Source organism: Acidithiobacillus sp., assembly GCF_027322205.1.
Lineage (GTDB): Bacteria > Pseudomonadota > Gammaproteobacteria > Acidithiobacillales > Acidithiobacillaceae > Acidithiobacillus.
Genome location: NZ_DAHVHY010000016.1, coordinates 1 through 24,727, shown reverse-complemented (window position 1 = coordinate 24,727; position 24,727 = coordinate 1). Strand labels below are relative to the sequence as shown.

At 57.7% G+C, this 24,727-nt stretch carries 22 protein-coding genes; 10 read left to right on the top strand and 12 right to left on the bottom strand.

Annotated elements, in window-relative coordinates; all coding sequences use genetic code 11:
- Positions 1 to 76 precede the first annotated feature (76 nt).
- The 6 genes from M7F93_RS04285 to bcsS all read left to right on the top strand — a co-directional run bounded on the left by M7F93_RS04285 (position 77) and on the right by bcsS (position 4,099).
- Entirely contained in the window at positions 77 to 1,135 is a 1,059-nt protein-coding gene (locus tag M7F93_RS04285) for a hypothetical protein (RefSeq protein WP_298169620.1), read from the top strand.
- Between the two features lie 75 nt (positions 1,136 to 1,210).
- A complete protein-coding gene (locus tag M7F93_RS04280; RefSeq protein WP_298169617.1) occupies positions 1,211 to 1,570 on the top strand; it encodes a hypothetical protein in 360 nt (119 codons plus the stop codon).
- A gap of 12 nt (positions 1,571 to 1,582) precedes the next feature.
- Positions 1,583 to 2,296, top strand: a complete 714-nt coding sequence (locus M7F93_RS04275) for a C39 family peptidase (RefSeq protein ID WP_298169614.1) — start codon at positions 1,583 to 1,585, stop codon at positions 2,294 to 2,296.
- Between the two features lie 30 nt (positions 2,297 to 2,326).
- Positions 2,327 to 2,875, top strand: coding sequence for a hypothetical protein (locus tag M7F93_RS04270; protein WP_298169611.1), 549 nt, complete (start codon positions 2,327 to 2,329; stop codon positions 2,873 to 2,875).
- Between the two features lie 26 nt (positions 2,876 to 2,901).
- Positions 2,902 to 3,324: a hypothetical protein gene (locus tag M7F93_RS04265; protein WP_298169608.1), complete on the top strand. Its 423-nt coding sequence runs from the start codon at positions 2,902 to 2,904 to the stop codon at positions 3,322 to 3,324.
- An 82-nt stretch (positions 3,325 to 3,406) separates the two neighbouring features.
- Positions 3,407 to 4,099, top strand: a complete 693-nt coding sequence (gene bcsS, locus M7F93_RS04260) for a cellulose biosynthesis protein BcsS (RefSeq protein ID WP_298169605.1) — start codon at positions 3,407 to 3,409, stop codon at positions 4,097 to 4,099.
- A gap of 74 nt (positions 4,100 to 4,173) precedes the next feature.
- Here bcsS and M7F93_RS04255 read toward each other — a convergent pair whose 3' ends face one another.
- The 4 genes from M7F93_RS04255 to M7F93_RS04240 form a co-directional block, all read right to left on the bottom strand.
- Positions 4,174 to 5,226 (bottom strand): hypothetical protein, encoded by a 1,053-nt coding sequence (locus M7F93_RS04255; protein ID WP_298169602.1) that lies wholly within the window; start codon positions 5,224 to 5,226, stop codon positions 4,174 to 4,176.
- A 58-nt stretch (positions 5,227 to 5,284) separates the two neighbouring features.
- Positions 5,285 to 6,682 (bottom strand): sigma-54 dependent transcriptional regulator, encoded by a 1,398-nt coding sequence (locus M7F93_RS04250; RefSeq protein WP_298169599.1) that lies wholly within the window; start codon positions 6,680 to 6,682, stop codon positions 5,285 to 5,287.
- A 436-nt stretch (positions 6,683 to 7,118) separates the two neighbouring features.
- Complete coding sequence (locus M7F93_RS04245; protein WP_298169596.1) at positions 7,119 to 10,829, bottom strand: EAL domain-containing protein; 3,711 nt, start codon at positions 10,827 to 10,829, stop codon at positions 7,119 to 7,121.
- A gap of 307 nt (positions 10,830 to 11,136) precedes the next feature.
- A complete protein-coding gene (locus tag M7F93_RS04240; RefSeq protein WP_298169593.1) occupies positions 11,137 to 11,610 on the bottom strand; it encodes a single-stranded DNA-binding protein in 474 nt (157 codons plus the stop codon).
- A gap of 85 nt (positions 11,611 to 11,695) precedes the next feature.
- On the opposite strand from M7F93_RS04240, the gene uvrA reads away from it, so the two are divergent.
- The 4 genes from uvrA (at position 11,696) to M7F93_RS04220 (ending at position 17,772) form a co-directional block, all read left to right on the top strand.
- Complete coding sequence (gene uvrA, locus M7F93_RS04235) at positions 11,696 to 14,500, top strand: excinuclease ABC subunit UvrA (RefSeq protein WP_298169590.1); 2,805 nt, start codon at positions 11,696 to 11,698, stop codon at positions 14,498 to 14,500.
- A 65-nt stretch (positions 14,501 to 14,565) separates the two neighbouring features.
- On the top strand, positions 14,566 to 15,120 hold the full coding sequence (locus M7F93_RS04230; protein ID WP_298169587.1) for a hypothetical protein: 555 nt from the start codon (positions 14,566 to 14,568) through the stop codon (positions 15,118 to 15,120).
- A gap of 116 nt (positions 15,121 to 15,236) precedes the next feature.
- On the top strand, positions 15,237 to 16,106 hold the full coding sequence (trxA, locus tag M7F93_RS04225) for a thioredoxin (RefSeq protein WP_298169584.1): 870 nt from the start codon (positions 15,237 to 15,239) through the stop codon (positions 16,104 to 16,106).
- A gap of 148 nt (positions 16,107 to 16,254) precedes the next feature.
- On the top strand, positions 16,255 to 17,772 hold the full coding sequence (locus tag M7F93_RS04220; protein WP_298169581.1) for a Do family serine endopeptidase: 1,518 nt from the start codon (positions 16,255 to 16,257) through the stop codon (positions 17,770 to 17,772).
- A gap of 126 nt (positions 17,773 to 17,898) precedes the next feature.
- On the opposite strand, the gene xerD is transcribed toward M7F93_RS04220, so the two are convergent.
- From xerD to M7F93_RS04180, 8 genes are all read right to left on the bottom strand, one after another.
- Positions 17,899 to 18,852, bottom strand: coding sequence for a site-specific tyrosine recombinase XerD (xerD, locus tag M7F93_RS04215; RefSeq protein WP_298169577.1), 954 nt, complete (start codon positions 18,850 to 18,852; stop codon positions 17,899 to 17,901).
- Positions 18,810 to 20,039: a hypothetical protein gene (locus tag M7F93_RS04210; RefSeq protein WP_298169575.1), complete on the bottom strand. Its 1,230-nt coding sequence runs from the start codon at positions 20,037 to 20,039 to the stop codon at positions 18,810 to 18,812. The genes xerD and M7F93_RS04210 overlap by 43 nt, the downstream gene beginning before the upstream one ends.
- Positions 20,040 to 20,063: 24 nt before the next feature.
- On the bottom strand, positions 20,064 to 20,408 hold the full coding sequence (gene rplS, locus M7F93_RS04205) for a 50S ribosomal protein L19 (protein WP_298169572.1): 345 nt from the start codon (positions 20,406 to 20,408) through the stop codon (positions 20,064 to 20,066).
- Positions 20,409 to 20,429: 21 nt separating this feature from the next.
- A complete protein-coding gene (gene trmD / locus M7F93_RS04200) occupies positions 20,430 to 21,173 on the bottom strand; it encodes a tRNA (guanosine(37)-N1)-methyltransferase TrmD (RefSeq protein WP_298169639.1) in 744 nt (247 codons plus the stop codon).
- A complete protein-coding gene (rimM, locus tag M7F93_RS04195) occupies positions 21,173 to 21,688 on the bottom strand; it encodes a ribosome maturation factor RimM (protein ID WP_298169569.1) in 516 nt (171 codons plus the stop codon). The genes trmD and rimM overlap by 1 nt, the downstream gene beginning before the upstream one ends.
- Positions 21,672 to 21,932: a 30S ribosomal protein S16 gene (gene rpsP, locus M7F93_RS04190; protein ID WP_215893491.1), complete on the bottom strand. Its 261-nt coding sequence runs from the start codon at positions 21,930 to 21,932 to the stop codon at positions 21,672 to 21,674. Before rpsP ends, rimM begins: the two co-directional genes overlap by 17 nt.
- Before the next feature lie 70 nt (positions 21,933 to 22,002).
- On the bottom strand, positions 22,003 to 23,379 hold the full coding sequence (ffh, locus tag M7F93_RS04185) for a signal recognition particle protein (RefSeq protein WP_298169562.1): 1,377 nt from the start codon (positions 23,377 to 23,379) through the stop codon (positions 22,003 to 22,005).
- A gap of 460 nt (positions 23,380 to 23,839) precedes the next feature.
- On the bottom strand, positions 23,840 to 24,160 hold the full coding sequence (locus M7F93_RS04180) for an iron oxidase (RefSeq protein WP_298169559.1): 321 nt from the start codon (positions 24,158 to 24,160) through the stop codon (positions 23,840 to 23,842).
- Positions 24,161 to 24,727: the final 567 nt, after the last annotated feature.

Genomic DNA, 24,727 nt, shown 5'->3' with positions numbered 1-24,727 from the left:
GCATTAAAGCGACGATCCAGGATGATCAGGAGATCCTTCTGGAACCTTTTGGGAACACGAATTTTTGGAGGAAGTCATGAAAAAGTCAGCACTTTTAGTTTCTGCATTGGCTCTTGCGTTTTCTGGTGCCGCGTTTGCTTGGGACAACGGGAATCCACCCCCACCCCCACCCCACCATTCGGCCAAACCCGCCAAGGCCAATAGCGACGTGGTGAAGGTGGGCGTGGTTCACGGTAATTCAGTCTCTGCGACCAGTGGTAACGGGTTGAACAACAGCGAGACCAATATCGGCTCCGATGCCACCATCAATGGTCAGGCCTTTGAGAATGTGACCGGTGTCGCTTCGGCCAACCAGAACAGCGGTGCCAACGGCTTGCTGCAAAATCAGACCCAGGTGCAGGTGAATGCCGTCAGTGGTGACATCCACGCGAAAATGAAGAGCGTAGATCTGGGCTTGGTGCATGGAAACCGGATCGGGGTAAGCACCGACGGTGCCCAGACCAACTATGACGGTAACGCCTATCTGGGCGACCATGCCTTTGCCAACGCATCGGGTATCATTTCCCTCAACCAGAACAGCGGCGCCAACAGCCTCCTGGACAATCAAACCAACGTGCAGGTCAACGAATTGAGTCCTTGCGCCGATGGCAAATGCTTTACCGGTAAAGTGGATTTGGTCTCTTTGCAGGGGGGCGCCGTCTTGGGAAACACGGTCGATATCTCCGCTGATCCTGGGTACAACCGGTATGGCCAGAATGGTCTGACCAATTACAATGCCAATGCCACCATCAATGGCAATACCTTCAACAGCGCATCGGGCATCATCTCGGCCAACCAGAACAGCGGCGCCAATAGCCTCCTGCAGAATCAGACCAACGTACAGGTCAGCCAGGTGGGTTCCAGCAGCGGCAACGCCTTTGGCGCGCTGGGGGGTGTGGTAGCGGGGAACGCTCTGCAGGTATCTGCCACGGGCAATCCTTGCAATCCGTGTGCATTCACCCAGGCGAACTATGCGGCTAACGCCACCATCGGTGGCAACGCTTTCCAGCATGCCTCTGGTGTGATCGCGCTCAACCAGAACACCGGCGCCAACAGCATGTTGCAGAACCAGACCTCCATCCAGGTCAATCGGTAAGTCACGCGATGCAAGATGGGGGGTGCCAGTATTCCGGCATTCCCCATTTTTACCAAGAATGTGAGGAGAGAGATCATGAACATTCGCATGCGTCACTTATTCATGACGGGTATTTTGCTATCCTGGGCATTCGGCGCGCAAGCGGCCACCTTGCCGATGGATGGCGTATCCGGTTTGGCCCTGCTGGGTACTGCCGTAGGCAGCCAGGCGTTAGTACATTCTGCGGGCAAGGCATTGCCCAATCAGAGCTTGTCCACCTTGGTGATGAATGGGACTTCAGCGGGAAATATGGTAGGTAATGGGGTTGTTACCGGCAGCAACATCATCCAGGGCGGCGCCTTTGGCAATGCCTCCGGTTTTGTAACGGTCATTCAGAATTCGGGTAATAATGTCCTCATTCAGAATGCGATGCAGATCAATCTGACCATGCATTGATGGGAGTTTGTCATGTCTGCTAAACGCTGGTTGTTGGCAATGGCTTCATTATTGGTCACGCTGGTCCTGAGTCAGGGGCAGGCCGTGGCCGATGCTTTTTTGTCCACCGCTGGCGGTCAATTCAATATTCCCGTCAAGAGCATGAATGCCATGCACTTTCAGTCGGTGATCCATCAAAAGTATGATTTTAGCTGTGGATCCGCGGCGGTAGCCACCTTGCTCACCTATAGCTATGGCGACCCCACGGATGAGATGAAAGTCTTTAAGTGGATGTGGGATCATGGTGACAAAGCGGTCATTGAAAAGGAAGGGTTCTCCCTCCTTGATATGAAAAGCTATCTGGACGCCCATGGCTTTGCGGCCAACGGCTTCCGGACTTCTTTGCGCAATCTGGCCAAGGTGAATCTGCCAGCGATTGCTCTTATCGATTTTAACGGCTACATGCATTTTGTGGTGGTGAAAGGGGTCGAGCAGGATGAGGTGCTGGTCGGCGATCCGGCCTTGGGCTTGCGCCTTATCCCTCGGAAATCCTTTGATGCCATGTGGAAGAAAAACGGGATTCTTTTCGTCATTACCAGTGGGCCGGGCATCAAGCTGGCCAAGGCCTCCTTTAACAGCATTGCCGAATGGGACAAAGTACCCCGCGCGCCGCTGGCTGCAGCTATGCAGCAGCAACCGTCGCTGGGTTCCTTCCTGCTCACGCTGCCTCGGGCAGGAAGTTTTTGAAGCATCTTAAAATAACCGGAGGAAATGATCATGGATGAGTTCTCTTGCAAGTCGAAACAGTCTTTCCAGCATACCCTGATGAGTGCCGTGATCATCCTCAGCATGGCAGGACCCGCCAGTGCGTCGGTCATGCCTGTGCTCGGAATGCCGGTGCCTGTAGCTGAGTTGGCAAAATTGCGCGGAGGTTTCGATGTCGGGGGCATGATGGTGAAGTTTGGTGTGGAGATGACCACCTATATCAACGGAATGCTGGCATCACGCTCGGGGATCGACTCCGGCTCTAGCGGTAATAGCATCATCGCATCGCAGAATACCCGTGTTCAGCAGACCATGGTGGTGGCACAGGGAAATGGTGTACAGCAGGTAGTGCAGGTGGGGAATGCGAACCAGGTTTCCAGCAGCCTCCTCAACCAGGCTACCAGCGCCTTGGCGGTGGTGCAGAACAACCTCAACAATCAGGTGATCCAGCATGCGACCGTAATCAATCTGGATGTCAGCAACGCGATACATACCCAGCAAATGACCCAGGTTGGTCAGGCTCTGCAGCAGGGTAACATTCGGAGTTTGAACGTTCCGTAAGGTGGACAAGACGGAAGGGGGTTGCCATGTCTCGGAAGATGATACGGATGCTGATCGGCGCCGGAGTGGTGTTGGGAATATGGGCCTGGGCGCCCGTCATGGCGGCAGAGCCAGCAGGTGACCATACCACCTCTCCAGCAATGCAACTGGCGGCCTTCGATAGGGGCGCTATCGTCAGTAACGCCATTTTGCGGCAAGCCAGGGGTGGGGAAATGGCTGTACCCAGCTTGGCAGCCGCTGCCCGTCAAATGCCAGTGGTCATGCTCTGGGATGAACTGCCCATGTCGGCCACATCCTCCAACACCCAAGGCACGGGTGGTAGTTCCCGGGGCCATATCCAAGGAGGTGTCAGACTGGGCGCACCGCAGTCGCTAGTACCAATCCTACCCAATGTGCAAAATCTGCCCGCGTCCGTGGTGCAGTCATCTGGTTCCTTCAGCGGCAACTGAGCCTCTGGGCGTATGCTGGCAATCGGGGGATGGGGGCGCCGGCATCAAGTGCTACAGGAGGAACAGAAAGAGAGGAACGGCAATGCGTCATTGGATCGGCATAGCGGTATTGATGGGCCTGTGCATGGGGGTGGGGGTGGAGCCGACCATGGCCCAACCCTTGCTACTGGGAGGCACGCAGATGGCACAGGAAAACTCCTATAGCTATTTGGGGGCGATCATGCCTTTTGCGGGCGCGCGTTTGGGATCTGGTTGGTTTGGGACGATCTTTGCCAACTATTTGGCTTATCATTACCACACCACACGGACAGTGAGCGTTAAGGCCCCCGGCGTTCAGGGTGGTTTGGGGTATGCGTGGGGAGGGACAGCCTATCAGTTGGCCCTCTCGGGTGCTTTGGGTTATCAATACTTTTCGGTCCATTCTGATCTCGGAGCAGGGGGTCCGGTGGGCGGCACCGTGACCTTCACCCCCCAGATTCAGGCGCGCTACGATTTCACCCCCATGCTTTATGCCGGCACCATGGCCAGCTATTCCTTTGGCCAGCGTGCCTACTGGAGCCAGTTCCGGGTAGGGGTTAGACCGGTGTCATGGTTGAGCTTCGGCCCTGAAGGCGTCTTGCAGGGTGGGATCAATTATCGCATCCACCAAGTAGGGGCCTTTGTCTCTGTTGCTCTGGGTGATGGCTGGCGTGTGGAAGGGGAGGGGGGAGTCAACTACATCAGTGGTCTGCCTAGTACCGGATACGGAGGCTTTGCCTTCGCCAAGACGTTGTAACCGTTGTCCTGGGAGGCGGTAAAAACAGGGAGCCATGTGGCTCCCATGCATCGATAGGCCGCCGCCATACCCCCTTAGAAAGTGTAAGGCACGCGCAGCGTGAGTTGCACGTCCGGTGCCTGCCGGGTGGCGCCCACAGCCAGATTCAGATTGATGGATGTGCTTTTATTGAGGGTGTAAGACCAACCCACCAGAAAAGAACCTACCTCCAGGGTTGTGGCAAGGGGCGGGGTAACGCCACCCACTTCGGGCGGACTGACGATGCTTTGGTTGTAACCCAGGCTGATCGACGCGCGGTCGTTCAGAGACAGGCCCGCACCAAAGCCAAAGCCGACGGCGTTGCCAGGGCTGATATAGGTGCCGGCGGCATTGTGACCAATATTCCAGAGGTAACTCACATTCCCGTAAAAAACGGCCGGGTCGGAGGGATAGAGTACCGTGAGGCTGGGCTGGACACCCCAGAAGCCTGTACCCGTCGGCTGCTGTTCGAGAATGCCGACCGGATAACTTTGATAGGTGGGCATGCTGAAGGGACTACTGCCGGTCATGCTTTTTACTTGCAAATTGGCAATGTAATAGGGCGAATTATTGCCACCCTGATTAATTTGATAATGCATGGAGAACTCAATGTCTCCCAGACCCGAGCCCGTACTGTTGAATGCCTGCTGGACACCGTTGTTGGTCAGGTTGGAGACGGAAGTGTTTTGTTGCGCATAAACGAAAGGCACCTTGAGGTCCATTTCCAGGCGATTGCTCACCCCATAGCGGAAGGTGACACCTGTATAGACGGTGTCGTTGGTATACTGCTGAATGTTGATGTTGCCAATCGCCAGTACTTGGGCGAGCACGAAGCCCTGCACGGCGGCGATACTGGATGATGAGTGGGTGTATTGGATAAAGGGCTCAATGACGAACTTGCCTGCCGGCGTAAGTACACCGGTGGTGCTGATGAGGGTTTCGACGGCCGGTGGACGATTCTCTTTGGCTGGAGCTTGCCCGACTGGCTTGCTCGGTGGCGCTTCGCTAGAGGAAGCATTATCGGCCCAGGCGGGTCCGGCGCTGCATAAAACACCTGCCAGTATCGCGGATGCGTAAATCGCTGGTTGCATCAAGTCATGTCGTTTCATAAAGGTGGTTCTCCCTAGTGGTAATAGTTAACTGCGTTTTATCATAATAATAAAGGCATTATATTCTGCTAAGCCCGTGTTTCTCCATAAAACGATATAGCGTGACACGAGAGATGCCAAGTTGTCTCGACGCCAGTGAGACACTGCCCCGGTTTTGGCCGAGCGCGGCGCGGATGGTGTCTATTTCCGCCTTGTCGCGCGCTTCGCTCAGAGTAACCACGCTTCGGGAGTTTATTCTCCGTTCCAGTCCCAGGTCGACAGGGGAGATTAAGAACTTGTCACACATCACCATGGCTCTGCGTACCCGATTGATCAACTCGCGGACATTACCAGGCCAGTCGTAGTGGTTCATGGTGTGCAGAGCATCTTCGCTGAATCCTTTGACCCGACGCCCCTTTTCGTCGGCGAAGCGGCGGAAGATATATTGGGCCAACAGGGGCACATCGCCGATACGTTCGCGTAAAGCGGGCATTTTGATCTGCAGGACATTGAGGCGATAGTAGAGATCCTCGCGGAAGCAGCCCTCGTGAACGGCCTTTTCCAGATTGACGTGGGTGGCGGCAATCACTCGCACATCCACGGTAATGTCTTCTCGGCCACCCACCCGCTGTATGGTTTTTTCCTGCAGGAAACGCAGAAGGTTGGTCTGGAGCTCCATGGGCAGATCGCCAATTTCATCGAGGAAGAGGGTGCCGCCGGAGGCGACCTCGATACGGCCAATTTTGCGCTGGTGGGCACCGGTGAAGGAGCCCTTTTCGTGGCCGAAGAGCTCGGACTGGATGAGGTTCGCGGGCAATGCCCCGCAGTTCACGGCAATGAAGGGGCCAGCGGCCTGCGGGGAGCGTTCGTGGATGGCCTGCGCGGCCAGTTCCTTGCCCGTGCCACTTTCACCGGTAATCAGCACAGGAGCCACCACCCCGGCCACTTTGCGAATCTCTTTGAACACCTTTTGCATCTGTGGGCTGGTGCCGACCATTTCACTTTCGCCATTGTTGCGCACTTCCCGTTCTTCGGGCGGGAGCGCGTCGGCGGCAATCTCTGCCATCCCCAAGGCATGCCCCAGGGTGAGTAGCAACCGGTTGGGGTCAATAGGCAGGGTGTGGTAGTCGTAAAATGCGCCGCCGATCAACTCACGCAGGGGGTGAAGGTCCATGGCCTCCCTGGGGAGCAAGGCGATCCAGCGGATCTGCTCCGCCTTGGCGATGGTGGACTCCACCCGCCGACCATTATCAATGATAGCCTGGGGGTCTAGAGCGACGATTCCTACTTTGAAATCCGCTGTGGCCAAGAGTTTTTGCAGGTCACTGATATCTTCTGCATACACTAGTTGCCAGCCCTCGCTGCATAAACGCTCCGCCCATGGCCCGATAGTCCGCTTCGCGCCGAAATACAGTAGGGGGCGGCCAGTAACAACGGCACGCTGCCCCGCAAGTTGACTGTATATAGTGGTCCCCATAATTGATTCCACCCCACCCGCCAGAATGTATCGCAACGATCATAATACAAATATGGTGCCACTACTATAACTCTATGTATTCCATAGAAAATGGTACCATCGGTGGAAGGCTGACGATAAAAAATGTTTCATTTATGAAACAGGCAGTCGAGTATATTCAAGTAAGTTGCCGATTTTCAGTGGTAACAGAAAGAAACAAGATGTTTTAATTATGTTACATATTGCGCAGGCCCTGGACAGCGCACTGTTCCTCTTGCTTTTGGTCTTTCCGTCGGGGGTATCACCCCAGTAGTCTTGCATCACTCACTCCAATCATCTGACGGAGCAGTCGTTCATGCCCATGCGAACCATGCCGGGGGACATTGACTTTTCCTCGCACCCCCACCAGTGCCCGTAACTGTCTGCTGAATTATTCAGCCACTTCGGCTGGGTAACATCAAATACGGTTTGCCTCTCTTAATGTTTCCTGAAAGTGATTAAGGCTCAGCTGTAAATCCGCCTGATCAGTGGATTTGCCCAACATAATATTCTTACCAATAGCCTCTAAAGTGCGGCGGTACTCGGTATGGGCAATATCAACTGCGCTGCCTTCGAGCCCTAGGTCTTTGATGCGGACAGCGGTAGGGCAACGCTGGCGTATCCATGGAGCCATATCCACAAATAATTTGGGGGCTTGGCCAACGAGATTCTGTATGGCTAAATGATAACATACACTGTGGGCGTAAAGGCTAAGGAGACCTTGTGGTGTAGCTGTACTGCACGGTGGGATCTGCTTGTCCAGCCAGGCATGTAACTCCGGCATGAGCATAGGGGCCGCGATAGCATAACCTTGTGCCATGGGGACATGGATAGCGCGCAGAGCACCCAGGATTTCGGTGCTTTCAGCGCCTTCCACAATGACGTCCACATGCATGGCGTTACCCAAGTCCAGCAATGATTTTATGAAGTACAGATCCTCTGGTTTGCGGCCTAAATGACGTACGAAGGCTTGATCAATCTTGATTTCATCTACTGGCAAGTTCTTGAGGCGTAACAGGGAAGCATAGGCACTACCAACATCATCCAGGGCAATACGATAACCCAACTTCCTGAAATCAGCGATGCCCGCTATAGCCAGCTCATGGGAGAAAAAATCGCTGCTTTCCAGCAGTTCTAGGATGATGCGCTGTGGGGATAGATTCGTGGCGGTTAAAAGGGTGAGAAGCTTTTTTCGATCGTCGGGATTGCAAATAAATTTCGGCAATACATTGATGGATACCCATATATTATCACAAGCCCCAACCACGCTTTGCATGTCTTTCTGAACCTGCGCAATTACGCCTGAGGTCAGCGCCCATTGATCGCCACTGCGGAGTTGGGGTAAGAATTTATCAGGAGCGATCTCATCGGTTGCATCTCTTAATCTGGCTAGGGCTTCTATACCCACCACTTTTCCTGTACTCAATTCCAGAACCGGCTGATAGCGTACGCGCAACCCTCCGTGGTAAAGCAAATGCAACACATGAGGCAAATGATGATCTACACCCTCCTTCTTATCAGGCGGATAGATGACCCAGAAATGTTCACGCGTGTTTTTTTCTTTTTTAGATTTATAGAGGGCGTGATCGGCATGACGCAGCAGAAGGTCAAGGTCAGTGTCCGCGTTATCGTGGGAATAAATGGTAAGACCCAAGCTAACGCCCACCTTTACCAGGGTACCGTCAGCGAGAGCGATGGGCTGCACAATGGCATCGTATATTTTGTCGAGTAGCAAGGGGATGGCGTCCCGTTCTTGGATATCATCCATCACGAGTACAAATTCGTCGCCTCCAAGGCGGGCCACGAAGTCCGAGGCGCGCAGAATATCGCACAATCGCCCAGCGACACCTTGTAAAAGCAGATCACCGGCAGCATGACCATAGACATCATTAATCGGCTTGAAATCATCCAGATCAAGGATTCCCAGGGCGAGAAGCGTTTGGTGTCGTTCTGCTCGAAGCAACGCCTTCTGCAGGTATTCGGTCAATCCCCGGCGATTGGGAAGGCCGGTGAGCATGTCATGGCTGGCCAAGTAGCTCTGTTTCTGTTGCCCTTCGGCGAGGACATTTTTGAGGAAAATTTCATCCAGGCCATGACCCACAAGCTCGGCAATGCGGGACAAGACCTCGCGAACTTCTGGAGTAAACATGCCTACCTGATTGCCAATTACCGCCAGGATTCCCCAGCGCGAGTCTTGTCGATGGATAGTAGTGGCGGCGGCGGCTCGCCAACCGTATGTCATACCTTGGTCCCGCCAGGGGGCCATCAACGGATCGCTGAGATAATCCTGCTGGAAAACCATCGTATCGCTGCGCCACGCGCGGGCACCTACGGTATAACCTTCCGGCATAGTGGCCGACGCAGGCCACCACTGTTTCAAGGCATTGGCCGCGAGTTCTCCAGCTGAAGCGAGTGGTACAAAGCAGTCATTTGCATCCGGCTTGGCAATCCACGCAGCCACAAAAAGTCCGCTGTCGATCAGTTTCTGGCACATGCTATCCAACATGCCTTGCTCGTCCCTGGCCCTCAGGGCGATATCCCCAGCAGAAATCATGGCTCGCTGGAGCGTCTGCGCAGTGCTAAGAGCAAAGGCAACTTCGCGGTGCTCAAGAAAAACCGCCAAGTCTTCGGCAAGGCGATTGAGAAGTATGGTAATCGCTTGTGGAAAGGACTCTCCTTTGCCACGATATAAGGTGATCACGCCTCGGCCACCATCTGACCAAGGTAGCGGTACATGGGCGCTCCCTCCCAATTGATAGGCTTCGACCATAGGGCGCCAAGAGTCATAGTGAGAGTCGCCTGCATCAAAAAGCATCGCCTTCCCCGTCATGAAAACCTGGGCAGTAGGCCCGCCACCCCCAGGAATATCCGGATTCGCGGAAATATGCACCTGTTCGAGCATCCGGGCCAACGGCCCGGCTTTGGCGAGAATCTCCACCTCATTCTTTCCCGCTGCCACCTTCCCTAACCAAACGGCTTGCAGGCTTAGACGATCTGTCAGGATCTCGCAAAATTGCTGTAATACCGGAATCAGTTCGCGGTCGGGAGCGCTGGCAAAGAGGCGATTGATTTCGCTCAAAGAGAACAACAAGGATTCACGAATCAGTAACTCCTGATGGCTTTGTTGTAAATCGGCAGTACGTGCGCGGACCCGATCCTCAAGTGCATGGTTGGCTGTTTGCAGCGCAAGTTTGGCACGATTGGCCTCGGCGACCATGGCACCGGCTATGAGACCGACGCACGCCAACCCGATAGCTACCATTTGCATCATGGTCTCCGGTTGAACCAAGGTGACCGCCTGATAAGGTCCTCGACCGAAAGCGGTTCCAACCGCAGCAATGATGTAGGACATCAGGCCAATACGATATACTTCCTCCATGGGAAATCGAGTCAAGGCCCAGAGAAAGGGCAGTATCAATAGACCGACCACTCCTTCCATGATGCTTCGTGGGGGATAATGAACCAGGAATAATCCAGCGGTGAGCCCCAGAATCAAGAGGGCGGTGAACCCCAGATGCCACTGCTCTGCTGCGCCTCCTGGCAAAGAGCGCGGCCTATTCCAATTCCAAAGCAGGAATATCGTGGTGAAGCCTAGGATGCTGCAGATATCTCCTACGGACCAACTCAACCAGAGTTTGTCGAACGTATTGATGCGAAAATGATCCCAGCCAACCACTACTCCCAGCGCTCCTCCCAAGCCGCTGATTGCGCCATTGAATATGCCCATCACTGCAATGAAAGCGACTACATCCCTTACGTAATGGAAACCGGACCATCGAGGACGTAACCACCGCAGCACAGCCAAGGCGATGAGGGGGGCGGAAGTGATCCCCATGGAGACCCATAGAGCAATGGTGGGAGACATTCCGATCAGCAGGATATTGGCGACTGTGGATCCGAGAAATATGCTGGGGGCCGCCCATTTCCCAAAACGCATCACGGCAAAGGTGGCCAATCCTGCGCCAGGCCAAAGGGGCCAAATGTCATAATCTTGGGGTTGGTGGCTGGTGGTCAGGATCAGGGTGACAGCGGTGAGAGCGACGTAGGCAAAAAGAATTTCGGCGTTCAAAAGGAAGAGCCGGGACGATCTTACCCGTAGGTCCGGAGAGGGCAGATACAACTCCCTCACGGGTGAAGCCCCTGCCGACAATCGATGGCAGCGGCAATCCTAAGGCGGTGGACGCAGATGATGAGCATTAACCGTAGTGACATGCTGGTGGGGCTCTTACCTTATCGGATCACAGTGCAGCCTGAATCGCCTTGCCACCATAGTCAATAGGCTGTGCCTAAGGGGCTGCTGAAAAAGTCAACGGCATAATAGCCACGGAGCAGACGGGGCATACCCAGTTTGTCGAAAGAGGCCATAGTCAGTCCCGTTTGGTGTCAGCATCACGGTTCCGCCACCAGTAGCGAGGATGCCCGGCGTTCGCGCCACCTCAAAACGGGATATCATCATCAAAGTCCTCTGCCGGCGCGGGCGACATCTCATTCTTCCGCGCGCCACCGGCACTGCTGCCGCCACCACTCGGTCGGGATTGATCTTCCTCATCAAAGCTGGCCGCACCGCCGCCACCGCCGCCACGCGCGCCCACCAGTTGCAGACGATCGCCGACGATCTCCGTGGTGTAACGCTCCTGCCCTTCCTTGTCGGTCCACTTGCGCGTCTGCAGGCGGCCTTCCACATAAGCCATGCTGCCCTTGCGCAGGTATTCGCCAGCAATTTCTGCGGTGCGACCGAAGAGCACTACCCGATGCCATTCGGTGCGCTCCTGCTTATTGCCTTCCTTGTCCTTGAAGGTCTCGGAAGTCGCGATGCTGAAGTTCGCGATGGCGCCGCCACTGGGCTGATAACGCATCTCCGGGTCGCGTCCCAGATGCCCCAACAATATGACCTTGTTCACTCCCGCCATCGTCTGATCTCCTTATCTGCAGGGGACGACCGTCCCCGAAAGCCTTATACTAACCCATTATCCCCAAAAAGAGCATGTCGGCTGCATGGAACACATCCATATCCGGGGCGCCCGCACCCACAACCTCAAGAATATCTCCCTTACCTTACCGCGCGACCGCCTCATCGTCATCACCGGGCTGTCGGGTTCAGGCAAATCGTCGCTGGCTTTTGACACTCTCTACGCCGAGGGTCAGCGCCGCTATGTGGAAAGCCTCTCGGCCTATGCCCGCCAGTTTCTTTCGCTCATGGGCAAGCCCGATGTGGACGCGATTGAAGGACTGTCGCCCGCCATCGCCATAGAGCAGAAATCCACCTCCCATAACCCCCGTTCCACCGTCGGCACCGTCACCGAGATTCACGACTATCTACGCCTGCTCTTTGCCCGTGCCGGCACCCCCTGGTGCTGCGGCGCGCCCATTCAGAGTCAGACCATCAGCCAGATGGTCGATCAGCTCCTGGCCCTGCCCGAAGGCGAAAAGCTCATGATCCTGGCGCCGGTGCTGCGTGACCGCAAAGGCAGTCACGAGGACATCATCGGCAGCCTGCGCGCCCGCGGCCTGATCCGCGCCCGGATGGACGGTCAACTTCTCGAACTGGACGAAATCCCCACCCTGGACAAGAAGCGCAAGCATCGCATCGAAGCGGTCATCGACCGGCTGGTGTTGCGTGCCGACAGCGGGCCGCGCCTGGCCGAATCGCTGGAAACCGCCCTCAGCCTCGCCGAGGATCAGGCTATCGTCGTCCTCATGGGACCGCAGCATGCGGAAGAGCGACTGTTTTCCGCTCACCATGCCTGCCCCGGTTGCGGGCGCTCCTTCCCGCCTTTGGAGCCGCGCCTCTTCTCCTTCAACAATCCCGCCGGGGCCTGCCCGCGCTGTGACGGCATCGGCGAGGTCACCTTTTTTGACCCCGACCTGATCGTCCCCAACCCAGAACTGAGCCTGCGTGACGGGGCCATCGCCGCCTGGACCAAGCGCCATCAGGAGCACTACGCGCCCCTGCTCACGGCGCTGGCCGCACACTTTCATTTTTCCCTGGACACCCCCTGGCGGGATCTGCCTTTCGACATCCGCGAGCAGATTCTCCACGGCAGTGCCGAACGCATCACCGTCCAGCAAGGGACGCACAGTCACAAGCTGAGCTTTGAAGGTGTCATTGCCGGTCTGGAACGGCGCTTGCGGGAAACCCAGTCCAACCTCATCCGCGAAGAAATCATGCGCTATATGGGCCGCCTGCGTTGCCCCGTCTGCAATGGCAGCCGCCTGCGTGAAGAGGCGCGCATGGTCAGGGTTGGCCCGCTGGCCATTCAGGAAGTCTCGGCGCTGTCCATCCGCGCGTCATTGCAGCATTTTACCCATCTGCAACTGGAAGGGCAGGAAGCCCTCATCGCCGAGCGCATCCTCAAGGAAATCGGCAGCCGTCTGAAGTTTCTGGTGGATGTCGGTCTCGACTACCTCAGCCTCGACCGCTCCGCCGAAACCCTGTCGGGTGGGGAAGCGCAGCGTATCCGTCTCGCCTCGCAGATTGGTGCCGGTCTGGTGGGGGTGATGTACGTCCTCGACGAGCCCTCCATCGGCCTGCACCAGCGCGACAACGACCGCCTCATCGGCACCCTCAAGCATCTGCGCGATCTCGGCAATACCGTCATCGTCGTCGAACATGATGAAGACGCCATCCGCGCCGCCGATTATGTGGTGGACATGGGTCCCGGCGCCGGTACCCACGGCGGCAAAGTCATCGCCCAGGGAACACCCGAAGAAATCCGCGCTAACCCCGACTCGCTGACCGGACGCTATCTGACCGGCAACCTCTGCATCGCCGTCCCTGAGCGACGGCGTAGCAATGCCAGCCAGCGCTGGCTGGAGGTGCAAGGCGCCACCGGCAATAACCTGAAGTCAGTGGATGCACGTATCCCCATCGGCCTCTTCACCTGTATCACCGGGGTCAGCGGTTCCGGTAAATCGACCCTCATCAACGACACTCTCTACCCTGCTTGCGCCCGCGTGCTCGTGGGCAGCAGCCAGAGCCCCGCGCCGCATCAGCATTTGCGCGGGCTGGAAGAACTGGACAAGGTCATCGCCATCGACCAGAGCCCCATCGGCCGCACCCCGCGCAGCAATCCGGCCACCTACACCGGCCTCTTCACCCCCATTCGCGAGCTGTTCGCCGCCACCGGCGAGGCCCGCACCCGCGGTTACAATCCCGGCCGCTTCAGCTTCAATGTCAAGGGCGGGCGTTGCGAAGCCTGTGAGGGCGACGGCGTGATCCGGGTGGAAATGCACTTTTTGCCAGACATTTATGTGCCTTGCGACGTCTGTGGCGGCAAACGCTATAAGCGCGAGACTCTGGATGTCCACTACAAGGGCAAAAACATTCATGAGGTCCTGGAGATGACGGTGGAGGATGCGCGGGCCTTTTTTGACCCTGTCCCCTCCGTCGCCCGCAAATTGCAGACCCTGCTGGATGTGGGCCTCGGTTACCTGCGTCTGGGCCAGTCGGCTACCACCCTTTCCGGCGGCGAAGCGCAGCGCGTCAAACTCTCCCGGGAGCTCTCCCGTCGCGACACCGGGCGGACCCTCTACATCCTTGACGAACCCACCACCGGGCTGCACTTCCACGACATCGCCCTGCTCCTCGAGGTGCTGCAGAAGCTGGCCGACGCGGGCAACACCATCGTCGTTATCGAGCACAATCTGGATGTCATCAAGACGGCAGACTGGGTCATCGACCTCGGCCCCGAGGGAGGTTCCGGCGGCGGCCAGATCATCGCCACCGGCACACCGGACGAAGTGGCGCACAATCCCCTGTCCCACACCGGGCATTATCTGGCGCGACATCTCAATCGTTGAGCTTTTTTGCACACCCGCAGCCAATACCGCAAAATAACCGGCAACCATTGACTGGAGTTCACCGCATGCCCGTCCTCCCCGAACGCCGAGAGCAGATCCGCAGCGCCCACGCGGCCCTCATCCTGCAGGTCATCGCCGCCTGCCAGAATATTCATCTCCGGGCGCCGCTGGAAGACAGTCTGCGCGTCGCCGCCGCCAATGGCTGGGGCGATCTGGTCACCGTCATCCGCCAGATTCTGGCCGGGCAGCGTGCGCCGGGTTTGCTGCAGGGACTGGACGAAGAAGACGGCATCATCATCGAATCCATCCTCATGGGCCTGCAAAATCCAGAGACCTTGCCCAAAGCCGGCGACCAGGCCGACCCCACCCTCGCCGCGCCCGGTCTGGCCAGCGTCATCCTCGCCGCCCGCCGCGGTGAGCCGGAAGCCATCGCCTGGCTGGGCCGTATGGCCAGTCAGATGCAGCGGGCCGGCGGCGACATGGCGCGCATGGGCGCGGCCCTTGGCCCTCTCTCCCGGGGTCAGTACGACCGCCTCAAACTGGAGCGCGGCATGGGACCCCTCGGGCGCAGCCTGCTCCAGTCCGTGCTGGACGCCCTGGCTCAAGCTGAACAGCAGTAACCGCCCCGGAAACCAGCCGCGCCTTGAAAATGCCCCGTTTTGGCCATACTTGAAACGGTAAATAAAGGCAGTACGGTCTATCCTCTTTTTCTCACCTCTTCTTCTCAGGAGTCCGTATGACAGTCAGTGGACACGTTCTCGAAGTGAATCTCGGTAATTTTCAGGAAGCCGTCGTAGGGCTATCCCGGAAGGTGCTGGTACTGGTCGACTTCTGGGCGCCCTGGTGCGCACCCTGCCGGGCCCTGGGTCCGGTCCTCGAAAAACTGGCAGCGGAGATGGACGGCGCCTTCGTGCTCGCCAAGGTCAACTCTGACGAAAACGCGGACTTGTCCCGTCAGTATCAGGTACGCGGCATTCCCGCCGTCAAAGCTTTCAAAGACGGTAAAGTCGTTGACGAATTTACCGGAGCACTACCCGAGTCAACCATCCGCCAGTTCATCGAAAAAAATCTCCCTCTCCCTGGCGATGAACTGCGTGCGCAGGCGTTGAGTGCTATAGCGCAGGGCAAGCCTGTGGAGGCAGAGCAACTACTGGAACAGGCCATCCGTCTCAGTCCCCGGAATGATCAGGCGCGCCTGGCGTTGGCGCGCCTCGCCATCCAGCAAAACCGTCATGCAGACGCACAGGCGCAAATTGATGCCATGTCACCGGTTTTTCAACTGGAAAGTGAAGTAGAAGGCCTGAAAGCTCTACTCGAATTCACCGAAACGGCCCGCAGCGCACCACCCATGTCCGAACTGGAAACCACCATCACCAGCGAAAAGGGCGACCTCCGCGCGCAGGCGATGTACCAGCGATCTTTACTCCTGCTTTTGCAGGGACAGGAAGAAGCAGCACTGGATCAGCTCATCGAGATGGTCGAGCGCCACAAAAACTATCAGGACGGTCTGGCCCGCAAAACCGTACTCAAGATATTCGCTCTGCAGGGTAATCAGGGACCACTGGTGGAGCTTTACCGGACCCGCCTGTCCCGCGCTTTGCACTGAGAATGTTGCTGTCCACTATCGCCTCCCATTGCGATTTATGTGTTATGCTACGACGATTGGCTGGAACTCTCGGCCTTTTTCCAGAGTCCAACCCGGAGCATACCGATAAGCCCTGACGTTGCAAGACAAAATCCCGAAGGAGAGTCCTATGGCGAATGATCGCCCGAATTCCATGTTGAAACGCCGTAAACTAGTAGTTACTGCCGTGGTAGCGGCGTGTTTTGGTTTTGCACTGGGTGCGACGGAGTGGGCACAAGCCGATGCGCCTACAGCACCGGCTTTGTCTATCTCGACGAACACGGCGCCTCAACAGGCGTTGGTCGCTCTGCCGGATTTCACCCCGATCATCGACCGTTACGGCCCTGCGGTAGTGAATATCAGCAGCACCACCAACAAGGTCATTCACCAGCAAAACAATCCCTTTCCGCCCAATTCGCCGTTCTATCAGTTTTTTCACCACTTCATGCCCCCTGGACAAAATGGTCCAAGTCCACAGCAACATGAAAAAATCCAGTCGCTTGGCTCCGGCTTCATTATCAGCCCTGACGGCTATATCGTCACCGCTGGCCATGTCGTGCGCGGCGCCAACCATATCGTCGTCACCCTCACCAATCACCACGCCTATCCGGCCAAGCTGATCGGTCTTTCGGTACGTTATGACACGGCACTGCTCAAAATCGACGCCAAAGGCCTGCCCACCGTACCCCTCGGCAACTCGGATCACCTGAAGGTCGGCCAATGGCTGCTCGCCGTTGGCGCGCCTTTCGGCTTTTACAATACCGTGACCCAAGGTGTGGTCAGTGCCATGAACCGCCCGCTGCCCGATGACGAATACATCCCCTTCATCCAGAGTGACGTGCCCATCAATCCCGGCAACTCGGGCGGACCGCTCTTCAACATGAAAGGCCAGGTGGTGGGCATCAATGACCAGATCTATACCAACAGCGGCGGCTACATGGGCCTGTCCTTCTCGATCCCCATCAATACCGTGATGCGGGTGGTGCAGGACTTCAAGGACCACAAAGCGATCCAGTTCGGCTATCTGGGCGTCGAAGTGCAGGATGTCACGCCGCAAATGGCGCAAGCACTGCACCTCAAAGAACCGGTGGGCGCACTCGTCGCCTCCGTCATGCCGGGCAGCCCGGCCGCCAAGGCGGGCATCAAGCCCGGTGACGTCATCGTCACCTATGACAACAAGCCGGTGTACAATGTCGGGCAATTGCCGCCTATGGTTGGTAATACCCTGCCGGGCACGCAGGCCAAGGTCGGCATCCTCCATCGCGGAGAAGCGGAAACCAAGGATGTTCTGGTTACTGCCCTGCCCAAAAACATGGAAGGGCCTTCCGGCAGCCAGGAATCATCCAAGCCTGCCAAAATGGGCAAAGTCTCCCGTATGGGCATCCATGTCCAATCTCTGACCCCCAAGATTAAGAAGCAATTGGACGTGCATCACGGTGTCGTGGTAGTCGGGGTGAGTGAAGGGGCGGCGGCGGAAGCCGGGATCATGCCGGGCATGATCATCCAGCAGATTGATCAACAGGACATCAACAGTCCCGCCGAGTTGGAGCACATTGTTGCCAGTCTGCCCGCGAACCAACCCATCCCGTTGCTGGTGCGGCAGGGTAAAGCCAGCATCTATGTGGTGGTGACCTTACCTAAAAAATAAGTCTGGTTTTGCAGAAGAACACCCCGTGGCGCACCATCGGTCGCGGGGTGTTTTTTGTGCGTGATCGGAGAACCGCTAGTCTCTCACCACCTGTCAGAACCCCAGATTTTGGGAATTATAAAAGCATTACCCGCGCGGATGATGCTTCTGATGTAGTTCCTTGAGCCGTGCCTGCGCCACATAAGTATAAAGCTCGGTGGTGGAGAGGTTCGCGTGGCCGAGCATCAACTGCACACTGCGCAGGTCTGCGCCGTGATTCAGCAAATGGGTAGCGAAGGCGTGGCGCAAGCCATGAGGCGACACTGGCTGAGTGATCCCGGCGGACTGCGCATAATGCTCAATGTTTTGCCAGAAACGCTGCCGCGTCATGGCAGCCCCGCGTCCAGTCACAAAAATGGCAGCACTGATGCGTTCACCCAAAATGTGCGGACGACCACTTTGCAGATACTGCGCCATGCGTCCGGCAGCCACTTCCCCCATGGGCACCAAGCGTTCCTTGCGACCCTTGCCAAAGACCACCACCAGATCGGCGCTGAGGTCCACCTGGCGCATTTCCAGATTCACCAACTCCGATACCCGCAAACCGCAGGCGTACATCAACTCCAGCATGGCAGCATCGCGCAATCCCAAGGGACGTGTACAGTCGGGAGCCGCAAGCAGAGCCTCTATTTCCGTTTCGCTGAGGACATGAGGCAACACACGACCGAGACGGGGACTGTGTAGATTACGGCTGGGATCACGGGCTACCCAACCCTCCCGCTCCGCATAGCCGTAGAAGCGGCGCACGCTGGAGAGTAGGCGCGCCACAGAGCGCAGAGCCGCTCCGGACTGTAGTTTCTGTCCCAGTATGCGCGCCAGAGCACCTTCATCGGCGGTGGTCAGGGTCAACTCCTGTTCCGCGAGTGCGGTCGCCAACTGCAGCAGATCCTGACGATAAGCCATCAGAGTATTTTCACCGAGGTTTTTTTCCAGCCACAGCGCATCGAGAAAGGCGTCGATCTGCCGACGTTCTGCCGACAGGGCGGCAGTTGCGGCACTCAAGCCAGATACAGGCGCGTCACTACCAGAGGATGAATCCATGCCAATGGCCCTCCCGTCAAGGAACCCGCGCGCTGCGCAGTGCGCCACAAAGACCAGAAACCTTCTGGACAACCTTGCGCCACACCACGCTCGGCCACCTGTAACCACCACTGCGGGCCAGAGCCGGACGCCGCGGCATACAAGGCCCTCTGCCAACTGAATGGCGCGGGCACCGGCTCCAGTGCTGCCCGCTCACGATAAGCGGCCAGCGTACTGAAGTCCGGCCAGTCTTCCTGACGCTGCCATCCGGCAAAGCCAAAAGTGGTAGCCGCAGCACTGAACAACACTTTCCGCGCCTGCCGCAAACTCCGGTGGGGTAATGCCAGCAAACTGCCGAGCCAGACATAGAGACGAATCAGCGGCAGGGGATCATTGTCGCCACCGCCCTCAATGATCATCAGGGTAACGGTCAGGAACAGCTGGCGTATGGCGTCCAGGGGCTGGTCGCCGAGGGCGCGGATACGCCCCATGAAGGCGGGCAGATCGCGATCCCGCAGGGCATGGAGCAGGGGCTTGTCCGTGGCCGGGTCGCGGCTGGCACGCCCCTCTGGGACCACCACCGCTACCCCGGCAGGCAGTTGCCAGTGACTCTGCAAAAGCGCCATCGCCCCCAGCGAGAAGGGCTGAACGGGGAGATCGGCGGCGGCATCATGCCACTGTCCATAAAGAATGGTACGCAGGCCTTGGGCATGGTTGTCATCGGCCAGACGCTGGGCCAGCCGGGTAAGGACGATTCGCCGGGCGTTCTCGTCCTCCGCCATACTGAACAGCAGCGGCGCCAGCGTCTCCAGATCACCGTCTTCAATAGCCTTGGCGAAGGTGTCCGCCTCCATGTCCAAAGGCATGGGGTTGGCGGCCTCCGACCTCAGCGCAGCGGGCAGGATAGCTGCTGGCTGCACCAGCGATGCCTCCTGCACCTGCAAGGCAGTCGCTAACAGTGCAGGGGGCAAAGACTCCGCATCAGCGAGGAGCGCCAGGGTGTCCGCCACAATCTGCAGAGCCTGCGCATCTGCGGCGGCCCACCAGTGCGGCAACAGCCACTGCTGCCAAGCGGCGCGCAGAGCCAAGCGCTGAGCGGAATCGGCCCAGAGGATTTCCCGCTCAGGTACAGAAGCAGAACGCCAGCGCTCGAGGATCTCCCCCGAACCCGGCGTCAACTCCCCCTCATCCAACCCGAACTCGGCCATGGCCGAGTGCCGCGTCAGGCTGCATCAGCCCAGCTTTTCTTTGATGCGCGCAGCTTTACCGGAGAGGTCACGCAGGTAGTAGAGCTTGGCGCGGCGCACATCACCACGACGCTTCACTTCTACCTTGGTCACCAGCGGCGAATAGGAGGGGAAAACGCGCTCCACCCCTTCACCGTTGGAGATTTTGCGAACCGTGAAAGCAGAGTGCAGGCCACGGTTACGGCGGGCAATGCAAATGCCTTCAAAAATCTGGATTCGCTCGCGGTCGCCTTCCTTCACCTTTACGTGAACGGCCACCGTGTCGCCCGCACCAAAAGTCGGCAGTGCCGACTTCATCTGTTCCTGATTGATTTCGTCAATGATGTTCATCCCCAACTCCTTAGCCTAGTATTACTGCGTTTCGCCGTCCTGACGGCGATACTCTTCCAATAATTCTTTTTCACCCACCTGCAACCCCCGTTGCTCCAGCAAATCCGGGCGCCGCGCGGCGGTGCGCCCTAATGACTGCTGCAAACGCCAGCGGCGGATACGTGCGTGATCTCCGGACAGCAGCACCTCCGGAACCCCCTCCCCCGCCACCACTTCAGGCCGGGTATAATGCGGGCAATCCAGCAAGCCAGACGCCGCAAAACTGTCCTCCGCCGCTGAATCCACATGCCCCAGTAGACCCGGCAACTGCCGCGCCACCGCCTCCATCAGCACCAGCGCCGGTAACTCGCCACCCGCCAGCACATAGTCGCCGATGGACCATTCCACATCCACCGCTGCCAGCACCCGCTCGTCAATGCCTTCATAGCGGCCTGCCAGTAAAATCAGGCCCGGCAACGCCGCGAAATCCTGCACCGCCTGTTGCTGCAAGCGCTGCCCCTGGGGCGACAAGTAAATCACCGGTGCCCCCGGATTGGCCTCCCGCGCCGCCGCGATAGCCGCCAGCAAAGGCGGCGCCATCATCAGCATGCCCGGCCCGCCGCCAAAAGGGCGGTCATCCACCCGTCGGTAGGCGCTGTCACTGAAATCCCGCGGATTCCAGGTTTGCACCTCAATCAGCCCGCGGGTCAACGCGCGTCCGACAATGCCCTCCTGCAAATAACCGTGGATCAGCCCCGGAAAAATGGTGATGACGTCGAAACGCATCACCAGTCGGCTTGCCAATCCACGATAATCTGCCCGGCGGCCAGCTCCACACCCGCAGATGCTTCGGCCGACCACGGAATGAGCAGCTCACCGCCCTTGCCGTCGTCGACCACCATCACGTCATTCGCCCCGGTCTCCAGGAAAGCAGACACGGTGCCCAGAGCGACACCTTCCCGGTTCAGTACCCGCAGCCCGATCAACGTGCTCCAGTAAAATTCACCGGCTCCCAGATCAGGCAATTCAACCCTGGGCACTGCGATCTCCTGCCCGATAAGGGCACGCGCCTGCTCACGGTCCTCTACCTGCTCAAGCTTGGCCACCACACCCTCGCCCTGCATACGCCCGTCTTCCAGCACCCAAGGGCGCCGGGCCGGGCCGAGATACCAGGGCGAGTAGTTGAGGATGGCGTCGCGCTCTTCGGTAAAAGAAAAAACCTTCACCATACCGCGCACACCATAGATGCCGGAGACACGCCCCAGCACCACCCACTCCCCGGCGTCAGGCGCTGGCGACACCCGTCTTGCTCACGCCTTCTTTCTTCAGAAAGCCGGCGACGGTATCGGACGGCTGGGCACCCTGGCTCAACCAGTAAGCGGCGCGTTCTTTGTTGATCCGCAGCTCGGCTACTGCGCCAATGGGATTGTAAAAGCCCAGTCGCTCAATAAAACGACCATCCCGACGGCTACGGCTGTCGGTCACCACAATGTGATAAAAAGGCCGCTTCTTGGCGCCGCCCCGGGCCATACGAATGACTACCATGTGTTCTCCTTAACCATGATCCTCTCCCACTGTGCGGGAGAAAGGCGCGTATCGTAACTAAAAACAAGCTCTAACGGAAGGGTAAACCGCCCTTCAACATCGATTTGGGATTCATTCCCAGCAAACGGCTGAGCCCCCGGCCCCCTTTACCCATTTTTTTGAACATCTTTTGCATCATTTCAAACTGCTTAAGTAGGCGGTTGACCTCGGTGACGGTCGTCCCGGAACCCGCCGCAATCCGCCGTCGCCGCGAGGCTTTGATGATGTCCGGATGCCGCCGTTCGCCGGGGGTCATGGAGTTAATCATGGCCTCCAGACGGCGCATCGACTTGCCATCCTGCATGGCGTTCTGCGCCTCGGCGGGCAACTCGCCCATACCGGGCAACTTATCCATGATACTGGCCATACCGCCCATGCGCTCAAGCTGGCGCAACTGCTCACGGAAGTCTTCCAGATCGAAGCCCTTGCCGTTGCGCAGCTTGTCGGTCATTTTCCGGGCCTGATCTTCGTCCACATCCTGCTGGACCTGCTCCACCAGACTGACGATGTCGCCCATGCCCAGAATACGCGAGGCCATGCGATCCGGATAGAAAGGCTCCAGACCCTTGCGAATTTTCTCACCGATCCCGATGAACTTGATGGGTTTGCCCGTAATGGCCCGCACCGACAGGGCCGCGCCACCGCGGGCGTCACCATCCGCCTTGGTGAGGATCACCCCGGTCAGCGGCAGAGCGTCGTTAAAGGCCTTGGCGGTATTCACCGCGTCCTGACCAGTCATGGCATCGACCACGAAAAGCAGTTCCACCGGTTTGACCGCCGCGGTCAGTGCCTGCGCCTCGGCCATCATCTCGCTGTCCACGTGCAGACGCCCCGCCGTGTCGACGATGAGCACGTCGTAGACGCCGCGCTGCGCCGCTTCCACCGCATCCTGGGCGATGCGCACCGGCTGCTGGTCGGGGCTGGAGGGGAACACATCCACCGCAATATCTTTACCGAGATGCACCAACTGCTCCATGGCGGCAGGACGATAGACGTCGGTACTGACCATCAGCACACGCTTCTTTTCTTTATCCTTGAGCCACAGGGCAAGCTTGGCACTGGTGGTGGTCTTACCCGAGCCCTGCAAACCCGCGAGCAGGATCACCGCCGGGGGGCGGGCGCTGAGATCAAGGCGATCATTGTGCGCGCCCATCAACTTCACCAACTCATCATTGACGATCTTGACGAAGACCTGCCCCGGCGTGAGGCTCTTGACCACGGCTTCGCCCATAGCCTCTTCGCGGACGTTATTGATGAAGTCCTTGACCACCGGCAGGGCTACATCGGCCTCCAGCAGCGCCAGCCGCACATCGCGCAATGCGTCGCGGATATTATCCTCACTCAGCCGTCCCTGGCCGCGCAAGTTCTTGAAGGTCTGGGTCAGTTTCTGGGTCAGATTGTCAAACATGGGTCCCCCTCGTGTAGGGGTGGATTTTGGACTGTATGAGGCGGTCGCGCAATGCGTGACATCACACCTCCCGCCGCACCGGCAAAGGATTGAGCGGATGCCTTTGATGGCGTCAGTCGGGCATGAAGTGGTCCATCAGCACCTTGAAACGGAGATGGAAGGCGCCAAGGCGAAAAAAGCGGCATCCTCTCTCCAGACCCCACCTCTCACCAAAATGGTGCAGACCAAACCGACCATACTCCGTAGTCCACGCCCGGCGTGGGCGCAGAGTCAGCATTGGCGGGGCTGTCGCCAAACATATGTTTTCCGGCACCGCTGACAACTGGCCGCAAATGCCGCTCAAAATTAAGCAAACCGTACACGGAAAACCGAGTCGGACAGGCGTTGTAGCCGAAAACCTTGCCATCAAGGTTTGCCGACAGAACTTTCGACGGTTCGCGGTTCGCGCTTATACCCCCTATTACGCTGGTTTCGGTATAAATGCCATACACCATCCGGCAGGCACAATTGAGCCAGCTACGACTGTGCAGCAGTGTGGCGCAATAAAATGCGTGCATATGGAACATTGATCCTTACCCTTGGGATGTGGCTGATACTGCAACGTAGCCTTCGGTGTCATTCCAGGACATTTCTCTGCCGCGTGGGCTGCGCCAATAGGATTCACACCTGTAATGGATCCTGCCGCCACAATGCTGGCCGTAATCGCAATACCCTTCAACAGATCACGCCGACGCATACCTTCAGGCTTCAATTTATTGCTTCCATTCTGTTCGTCACTCATGGGGTTACTCCTTCATCATCAGATGACCGGGATTCAGGGTGTATTCTCGCAGCTTGCGAATGTCCAGGATCGCCCTTTCTGCATTGGGTAGCCTCATGTCAAGGGCAAGTCTTCGATTGCAAATGCATATCAGACAGGATCATAGTATATTTCCTGCAGATGGACCATACCTATGCCAGCCAGCCCCGTCGCTCCTCAGTGTCACGTTGCTGCGTGAGGAGCCGGTAGTTTCGCCCTACGTCCGAAGGTTGACTTCCGGGTTAGCTCGCGTCGACTGTGAAGTTCTGGAGCACCAGGCGGCGTGATGTGGGCGCTGCGGATGGTCGGTGATGCAGCGTTAGCGGGCGTCCAGAAATTGGTGGTCAGTACGCAGCGTGCTTGGGTGACGCTTACTAGCAGCCGGACTTTCACGGGTCAGTCTATTGATGTATAACTATTTATAATTCAATATGATGAGTGAATTATGGCCCACTTTATCGACCCCGACCGCAAGACCAGTTATCTCCTGCCTCCGTCCATGGAGGACTGGTTACCCGAAGGGCATCTTGCCCGCTTTATCGTCGAGGT

What these genes read in the sequence shown, in the direction of transcription:
- trmD (WP_298169639.1), bottom strand. Translation starts at nt 21,173, where the DNA reads ATGCGTTTCGACGTCATCACCATTTTTCCGGGGCTGATCCACGGTTAT.
- M7F93_RS04250 (WP_298169599.1), bottom strand. Translation starts at nt 6,682, where the DNA reads ATGGGGACCACTATATACAGTCAACTTGCGGGGCAGCGTGCCGTTGTT.
- trxA (WP_298169584.1), top strand. Translation starts at nt 15,237, where the DNA reads ATGACAGTCAGTGGACACGTTCTCGAAGTGAATCTCGGTAATTTTCAG.
- M7F93_RS04285 (WP_298169620.1), top strand. Translation starts at nt 77, where the DNA reads ATGAAAAAGTCAGCACTTTTAGTTTCTGCATTGGCTCTTGCGTTTTCT.
- M7F93_RS04265 (WP_298169608.1), top strand. Translation starts at nt 2,902, where the DNA reads ATGTCTCGGAAGATGATACGGATGCTGATCGGCGCCGGAGTGGTGTTG.
- ffh (WP_298169562.1), bottom strand. Translation starts at nt 23,379, where the DNA reads ATGTTTGACAATCTGACCCAGAAACTGACCCAGACCTTCAAGAACTTG.
- M7F93_RS04210 (WP_298169575.1), bottom strand. Translation starts at nt 20,039, where the DNA reads ATGGCCGAGTTCGGGTTGGATGAGGGGGAGTTGACGCCGGGTTCGGGG.
- M7F93_RS04275 (WP_298169614.1), top strand. Translation starts at nt 1,583, where the DNA reads ATGTCTGCTAAACGCTGGTTGTTGGCAATGGCTTCATTATTGGTCACG.
- M7F93_RS04280 (WP_298169617.1), top strand. Translation starts at nt 1,211, where the DNA reads ATGAACATTCGCATGCGTCACTTATTCATGACGGGTATTTTGCTATCC.
- M7F93_RS04180 (WP_298169559.1), bottom strand. Translation starts at nt 24,160, where the DNA reads ATGAGTGACGAACAGAATGGAAGCAATAAATTGAAGCCTGAAGGTATG.
- M7F93_RS04230 (WP_298169587.1), top strand. Translation starts at nt 14,566, where the DNA reads ATGCCCGTCCTCCCCGAACGCCGAGAGCAGATCCGCAGCGCCCACGCG.
- xerD (WP_298169577.1), bottom strand. Translation starts at nt 18,852, where the DNA reads ATGGATTCATCCTCTGGTAGTGACGCGCCTGTATCTGGCTTGAGTGCC.
- M7F93_RS04220 (WP_298169581.1), top strand. Translation starts at nt 16,255, where the DNA reads ATGGCGAATGATCGCCCGAATTCCATGTTGAAACGCCGTAAACTAGTA.
- rpsP (WP_215893491.1), bottom strand. Translation starts at nt 21,932, where the DNA reads ATGGTAGTCATTCGTATGGCCCGGGGCGGCGCCAAGAAGCGGCCTTTT.
- M7F93_RS04270 (WP_298169611.1), top strand. Translation starts at nt 2,327, where the DNA reads ATGGATGAGTTCTCTTGCAAGTCGAAACAGTCTTTCCAGCATACCCTG.
- bcsS (WP_298169605.1), top strand. Translation starts at nt 3,407, where the DNA reads ATGCGTCATTGGATCGGCATAGCGGTATTGATGGGCCTGTGCATGGGG.
- rplS (WP_298169572.1), bottom strand. Translation starts at nt 20,408, where the DNA reads ATGAACATCATTGACGAAATCAATCAGGAACAGATGAAGTCGGCACTG.
- M7F93_RS04255 (WP_298169602.1), bottom strand. Translation starts at nt 5,226, where the DNA reads ATGAAACGACATGACTTGATGCAACCAGCGATTTACGCATCCGCGATA.
- uvrA (WP_298169590.1), top strand. Translation starts at nt 11,696, where the DNA reads ATGGAACACATCCATATCCGGGGCGCCCGCACCCACAACCTCAAGAAT.
- M7F93_RS04240 (WP_298169593.1), bottom strand. Translation starts at nt 11,610, where the DNA reads ATGGCGGGAGTGAACAAGGTCATATTGTTGGGGCATCTGGGACGCGAC.